At 65.7% G+C, this 5,553-nt stretch carries 4 protein-coding genes; 3 read left to right on the top strand and 1 reads right to left on the bottom strand.

Annotation, left to right across the window (positions count from 1 at the left end; all coding sequences use genetic code 11):
* The first annotated feature begins 56 nt into the window (after positions 1-56).
* The 3 genes from fghA (at position 57) to ACE3S9_RS14050 (ending at position 4,538) form a co-directional block, all read left to right on the top strand.
* Complete coding sequence (fghA, locus tag ACE3S9_RS14040; protein WP_374547096.1) at positions 57-887, top strand: S-formylglutathione hydrolase; 831 nt, start codon at positions 57-59, stop codon at positions 885-887.
* 173 nt (positions 888-1,060) lie between these two features.
* Positions 1,061-3,268, top strand: coding sequence for an RNA degradosome polyphosphate kinase (locus ACE3S9_RS14045; RefSeq protein ID WP_374547098.1), 2,208 nt, complete (start codon positions 1,061-1,063; stop codon positions 3,266-3,268).
* A 100-nt stretch (positions 3,269-3,368) separates the two neighbouring features.
* A complete protein-coding gene (locus tag ACE3S9_RS14050; protein ID WP_374547100.1) occupies positions 3,369-4,538 on the top strand; it encodes a sorbosone dehydrogenase family protein in 1,170 nt (389 codons plus the stop codon).
* A gap of 3 nt (positions 4,539-4,541) precedes the next feature.
* Here ACE3S9_RS14050 and ACE3S9_RS14055 read toward each other — a convergent pair.
* Positions 4,542-5,553 (bottom strand): MFS transporter (locus tag ACE3S9_RS14055; RefSeq protein ID WP_374547101.1); only part of this gene is annotated, 1,012 nt, incomplete at its 5' end.

Raw genomic sequence — 5,553 nt, forward strand, 5'->3', positions numbered from 1 at the left:
CCCCGGCGCATTCCTTTGCTGCTTGTTCCGCTTGCCTTTCCGCCTGGAGTTCGATGATGGAGATTGTTTCGACCAACAAGTCGCACGGCGGCGTTCAGGGCGTCTATCGCCACGATTCGCGCGAGACGAAATGCGCGATGACCTTTTCGGTTTTCACGCCGCCGCAGGCCGAGCGCGGCCCCGCGCCCGTGCTGTGGTATTTGTCCGGCCTGACCTGCTCCCACGCCAATGTCACCGAAAAGGGCGAGTTCCGCGCTGCGGCCGCCAAATATGGCGTCATCATCGTCGCTCCCGACACCTCGCCGCGCGGCCCCGACGTGCCGGACGAGCCGGATAATTGGCAGTTCGGCTCGGGCGCCGGCTTCTATGTCGACGCCACCCAGGAGCCCTATTCCAAGAATTACCGGATGTATTCCTATGTCACGGAGGAATTGCCGGCGCTGATCGCGGAGCATTTTCCGGCCGACATGAGCCGCCAGGGCATTTTCGGCCATTCGATGGGCGGCCATGGCGCGTTCACCATCGCCCTGAAACATCCCGACCGTTTCAAAAGCTGCTCGGCTTTCGCGCCGATCGCGCAGCCCTCGACGGCCGGCTGGTCGCGACCTTCGCTGGAGAAATATCTCGGTCCCGACGAGAAGACGTGGCGGCCCTATGATTCCACTTTGCTGATCGAGGATGGCGCGCGCTTCAAGGAATTCCTGGTCGACCAGGGGACGTCCGACAATTTCCTGAAGGACGGCCTCAGGCCCTGGCTGCTGGAGGAGGCCTGCGCCAAGGCCGGGATTCCGCTGGTCCTCAACATGCGCGACGGCTACGACCATTCCTATTATTTCATCTCGACCTTCATGGCCGACCATATCGCCTGGCACGCCGCGAGGCTCTGACTTCCGCGACGCCGCTATTCCATTGCCGCCCGGCCGCAAGCCGGGCGGTTTTTCGTATCAAACCCTTGTCGCATCTTTGTAATATGGAAGTGATGGAGTGGCGCGCCGCGGCGCCCGGCGCATTCCGCGCGACGCCGCTTCGGCATGACGTTCAGAACCGGCGGAGATCCACAATGGACGATTTGGCGCAAACCCCGGACCTTGCGGACGCCGAGACCAAACGCGACGACGCCAAGGGCGCGGGGCTGGCCGCTTCGCCCGCGCGTTTCGTCAATCGCGAATTGTCCTGGCTGGCCTTCAACCGCCGCGTGCTCGAAGAGGCGCTGAACGAACGCCATCCCTTGCTGGAGCGCCTGCGTTTCCTGTCCATTTCCGCCAACAATCTCGACGAATTCTTCAACGTGCGCGTCTCGGGCGTGATCGAACAGCTCGAGGCCGGCGTCGATTCCGTGAGTTTCGACGGCCTGAGCCTGTCGCAGCTTCTCTCCGAGAGCCGCCGCCAGGTCGAGGCCATGACCGCCGATCAGCTCGCCGCCTGGCGCGGGCTGCGGGCGAAGCTGGAACAGGTCGGCGTCGCGGTGGTCCCGCGCAGCGCCTGGACCGAGGCCGACGCCAAGGCGATGGAGGATCATTTCCTCCATAACGTCTTCCTCGCCGTCACGCCGATCGCCATCGACCCGACCCATCCCTTCCCCTTCATTCCCAATCTCGAACTGTCGGTGGCGCTCGACGTCCATCGCCGGGACATCGAGAAATCGTTCTGCGGCCTGATCCGGCTGCCGGCCAATCTCAAGCGCTTTGTCGCCCTGCCCGCGACCGGAGCGGCGCAAACCCGGTTCGCCACGCTCGAAGACATCGTCACGGCCCATGCCGACCGCCTCTTCCCGGAATGCGACTTCGCCAGCGCCGGCCTGTTCCGCGTCATGCGCGACCTCGACATCGAATTCGCCGGGGACGCCGACAATGCCGACGACATGGTCGAAAGCTTCGCCAAGGCTCTGCGCGAACGCCGGCGCGGCAATGTGATCCGCGTCGAATTCAGCCCGCAGACGCCGCCGGCGATGCGCGATTTCATCGCCAGCCAGTTGAAGCTGTCGTCGCTCGGCGACCTCGCCGTGCAGGACCAGCTCGCGCTGGCGACCCTGTCGCAGGTGGTGGGCGCCGAGCGCCCCGAGCTGAAATTCACGCCCTTCGCGCCGCGCTATCCCGAGCGCGTGCGCGAATTCGAAGGCGATTGCTTCGCCGCGATCCAAAACAAGGACTTCATCGTCCACCACCCCTATGAGGCGTTCGACGTCGTGCTGCAAATGCTGCAGCAGGCGGCGCGCGACCCCAAGGTGATCTCGATCAAGCAGACGCTCTATCGCACCTCCTCCAACAGCCCGATCGTCGCGGCGCTGATGGAGGCGGCGGAGGCCGGCAAGTCGGTCACCGCTCTGATCGAACTCAAGGCCCGCTTCGACGAAGAGGCCAATATCCGCTGGGCGCAGACCATGGAGCGCGTCGGCGTCCAGGTCGTGTTCGGTTTCGCCGAATTGAAGACCCACGCCAAATTGTCGATGGTCGCGCGCGAGGAAAACGGCGAGATCGTCACTTATTGCCATATCGGCACCGGCAATTACCACCCGATCACCGCGCGCATCTATACCGACCTCTCGGCCTTCACCGACGAGCCGGTCTATGGCCGCGACGTGGCGAAAATCTTCAATTTCATCAGCGGCAACGGCGCCCTCGCGCCGCTCGAGCGCCTGTCGATCTCGCCCGGCAATATCAAGAAGCGCCTGCTCGATCACCTCAAGCGGGAGATGGAGTTCGCCCGGCGCGGCGAGCCGGCGGCCTTCTGGGGCAAGTGCAATTCGCTGGCCGATCCGGAAATCATCGACGCGCTCTATGAGGCGAGCCAGGCCGGCGTGAAGATCGAGCTGGTGGTGCGCGGCATCTGCTGCCTGCGTCCGGGCGTGCCGGGCCTGTCCGAGAATATCAAAGTGAAGTCAATCATCGGGCGTTTTCTGGAACATTCGCGCATCTACGCCTTCGGCGGCGGCAAGAAGCTGCCCCACGCCGAGGCGTCGGTCTATATTTCCTCCGCCGATCTGATGCCGCGCAATCTCGACCGCCGCGTGGAAACGCTGTTCCCGATCGAAAACCCGACCATGCACGAACAGGTGCTGAACCAGGTTCTACTCGCCAATCTGCTCGACAATGAGCAGAGCTGGGACGTTCTGGAAGACGGGACCAGCCGCCGCGTCGTCCTCGCGGAGAACGAAGAGCCCTTCAACGCGCAGAATTATTTCATGACCAATCCGAGCCTGTCGGGCCGCGGCGACGCTTTGGCGCAATCCGCGCCGCGCGATCTCGCGCGCTACAGCGATTCGCTCTGAGACAGCGCGTCGCCTCGCTGCGAGCCGGCGCGCGCCCGCCTCGACAAACAACCGGCCGCCCCGCATAGTCGGAGCGGCTTTTTCATGCGAGGTCCGGCCGATGCGGCGTTCGCCTGTGCTTTTCACGGCTTTGGCCGCCGGCCTCGCCGTTCTGGCGGGGGGCTGCTCCCGCGCCGACCATGCCGCGACGCTGCGCGCGACCCTCGCCAAGATCAGCCTGCCGCCCGGCTTTCATATTGCGCTTTACGGCCTCGCGCCCAATGCGCGCGGCCTCGCGCTGTCGCCGGACGGCAAGACGCTGATCGTCGGCTCGTCGGGCGACAAGGTCTACCGGGTCGCGCTGGGGCCGGACCGCGCCGAATCGGTCGAACCCTTCGCCCCCGGCCGGAAATTCACTCTGCCCAACGGCCCCTGTTTCGCGCCCGACGGAACTTTGTTCCTCGCGACTTTCGACCGCATCCTGCGCTTCGCCCCCCGCCCCGGCGGCGGCTGGGACGAGGCCAATCCGCAAACCATCGTCGCCCCCGGCGCGCTGATCCCGGCGGATGAAAAAAAGCAGGGCCACGGTATGCGCGTCTGCCGGATCGGGCCGGACGGCAAGCTCTATGTCGCCGTCGGCCAGCCGACCAATGTCCCGACCAAGGCCGAGCAGAAGGTCTTCGTCCAATGGGGCATGGGCGGCATCGTCCGCTTCGACCAGGACGGCGGCAATCGGGAGATTTTCGCGGACGGAATCCGCAACAGCGTCGGGCTGGATTTCGAACCGCAGACCGGCGTGCTGTGGTTCACCGACAATCAGGTCGACGGCATGGGCGACGACATTCCGCCGGAAGAGCTGAACAAGGCGCCGCGGCCGGGCCTGAATTTCGGCTTTCCCTGGTATGGCGGCGGCCATGTCCGCACCAAACTATGGGCCGACGAAACGCCGCCGCCTGATGCGGTTTTCCCGGAAATCGAACTCACCGCCCATGCCGCCGACCTCGGCATGATCTTCACCCAGGGCGCGTCTTTTCCCGCCGATTGGCGTGGGATCTTCATCGCCCAGCACGGCTCGTGGAACCGAAGCGTCCCGATCGGCGCGCGCGTGATGTTCGTTCCCTTCCACGACGGCAAGCCGGGCCCGGCCGTCCCCTTCGCCGAAGGCTGGAACAAGGGCGACGGCTCCTATTCCGGCCGCCCGGTCGCTCTGGCCGAATTGCCGGACGGGTCGCTGATCGTCTCGGACGATCAGGAGGGCGCGCTCTATCGCATTTTCTACGATGGGAAGTGAATTTTACCGCCGGCCGCCCGCCATGGCTTCGGCTTCCGGCCGTTCGCGCAGCGCCAGCATCGCCCAGACGCCGAGGAACGGCCCGATGGCCAGCGTCGCGAAAGCATAGCGCCAGCCGAGCGCGTCGACCGCATAGGGCATGAGGTGAATGCTGATCAGGGTCAGCAGGAAGCCGACGCAGGTTTGCGCGGTGAGCATGGCCCCGCGCAGGCTCGGCTCGCAAAGCTCCACCGTGGAGGCGGAAAATTGCGCCGAATCGGCGATCACGCTGACGCCCCAGACGAAGCCGACCGCCAGCACCGCCCAGGCCGGACCCGCAAAGGCGAAGCCGATCAGCAGGCAGCACAGGCCGGAAACCGCCATGGCGACGCTGGTGACCAAAGTGCGCCCGAGCCGGTCGGCGAAAAAGCCGCCGAGCAGCGCGCCCAGCGCGCCCGAGCCGACGATCAGAAAAGTGGCGAGCGCCGGATGCAGCGGCGGCGCGTCGCCATAGCGGGCGTGAAAGCTCGCGGCGACAAAGGCCCCGATCCAGGCCCACATCGCGTAAAGCTCCCACATATGGCCAAAATAGCCGAAATTGGCGAGGCGCAGCGGAACCGAGCGCCAGCCCAACAGCACATTGGACCAGTGGAATTCCGGCGCCCGCGCGACATTGGGCCCCAGCCCGATAAAGCCGGCAAACAGGGCGGCGAGCAGCGCCCCGGCGCTGGCGAACAGGATCGGCCCGCGCCAGTCGAGCCCACCGACCGCCGCCGCCAGATGGGGCGAGGCGGACCCCAGCGTCAGCGCGCCGACCAACAGGCCGATCAGCAGCCCGAGATCGCCCCGCGCCCAGGTCGCGGCCATGGCCATGCCGACCGGATAGACCCCCGCGAGGCTGATCCCGGTAAGGAAGCGCAGAACCGGCGCCAGCGGCGAAACCGGCGGCAACAAAGCGGCGGCGCCGGTGCAGAGCGCGGCGGCGAAGGCCGAACAGCGGAACAACAGCCTTTTGTCGATTCGGTCCGGCAAGGCG

The organism is Rhodoblastus sp., from assembly GCF_041915505.1.
Classification (GTDB): domain Bacteria; phylum Pseudomonadota; class Alphaproteobacteria; order Rhizobiales; family Beijerinckiaceae; genus Rhodoblastus.